This is a genomic window from Pseudogracilibacillus sp. SO30301A (assembly GCF_037072025.1).
Lineage (GTDB): Bacteria > Bacillota > Bacilli > Bacillales > Amphibacillaceae > Pseudogracilibacillus.
In genome coordinates this window covers 1-1437 of sequence record NZ_JAXHDD010000129.1, presented here as the reverse complement: position 1 = coordinate 1437, position 1437 = coordinate 1, and the positions used below count along the sequence as shown (strand labels likewise).

The window sequence follows — 1437 nt, the reverse complement described above, 5'->3', positions numbered from 1 at the left end:
GCATCTTTATATAACGAGCTACTGGACAATTTGAATGTTATATATCGTCCAGATCGAATTACTCTCCCTGCAATTTTGATAAAACAGGTGCGAATCGTATTGATTTGATGCTTTTTCATCTTTTTCGGCATGCAGAAGCGACGCAGACCATTGTTCAAATTGTAGGCCAAGACAGCAATTTGTAGTTTGTTTGCGTTAATTTCAAATTCAGTACTACTCATTTTGCCAAATGCAAAGCCGAGCTTCCCTTCTTTGATGTAGTTCTCCATTTTCCCGCGCTCGGCGTAAAATTGCACAGTATCCTTTGGCGAATCATCCTCCAGTGTAGTCACAACGAAGGTCGGTACAAACAATAATTGATCAGCCGGTTTTTCCAATTTCATCATCACAGTGCGGCTTTTATCCCAACTGTTTGCTTTGTATGTAAACTTCCGATAAAATACATGATGGTCTTCATGGATATCGACTTCGGGATCAGAGACAATCTCATTCTCAAACTCACTGGAAATCCGTTGCAGGCGCTGATTGGCCTTCAAGCGGATAACATAATCTACACTTTGTTTTTCACAAAGTTCGTACAGCTTTGGTGTGGCAAATCCACTATCCCCGCGAATGATGATCTTGATGTTTGGATATTTTTTTCTTAGTCGTTTCAGTTCAGGGCCTACGAAGGCCACGATCTGTCTGGATGTATACACGTTTCCTGCACGCAAGGATGCCTTAAGGCAATCACCCGTCTCACCTTCAAACATAAAAATGGGATGATAGCCATTTTCTCCGTAATGCGGATTATAGGAACTACCATATTGATCCCCATAAGTTGGTGAATTAGATGAATCAATATCAAGCACCAATTTTTTGGGTTCCTCCAGTTCATGAAAACGATCGATTATGGTTCGATTTACCTCTTGGAACTGCTTCACTGTTTCTTTATTCAACTGTTGATTTAACCGGGATATAGTAGGCTGGGAAGCCAGTTCGGGCTTATTCAAAATTGTCGTGAATGCTGGGTCGTGTCTTAGGTTATCTGCATGATCATCTGCATCGTAGCCAGCAGCATTTTGGTAGATTTTTTGCATAATAACATCGTGATTTTCATGTCTGCGGTGGATGATGTCATCTTTTATTTGGACTATTTCTTCAATGGCTTGATGCAACCCGATTACATTATTAAATTCCTGATAGAGTAAAATACCCGCATCCCCGGTTAAATCACCACCGTCAAAATTTACTTTCACACGTTTATTGAATTTCATGGATTTTTCATTTACACTTGTCATAGAAGGAGCCCCCTTGGAATGTTTTTGTTAGGCACTTATAACATTACCAAAAGCTGGGCTTCTTTTCATGTTTTTTACACTCACCTTTCAGGTGAAAAGTGTTAATGAGTAAAAATACTGTTATAACAGCTTTAACGAAGGATATCGCATGAAGCTA

The 1437-nt window shown here is 39.7% G+C and carries 1 protein-coding gene; it reads right to left on the bottom strand.

Annotated features, from left to right (window positions below; translation table 11 throughout):
- Positions 1–1280, bottom strand: a 1280-nt coding sequence (locus tag SPD89_RS22745) for an IS1380 family transposase (RefSeq protein ID WP_336264227.1), incomplete at its 3' end; no start/stop codon positions are given.
- Positions 1281–1437: the final 157 nt, after the last annotated feature.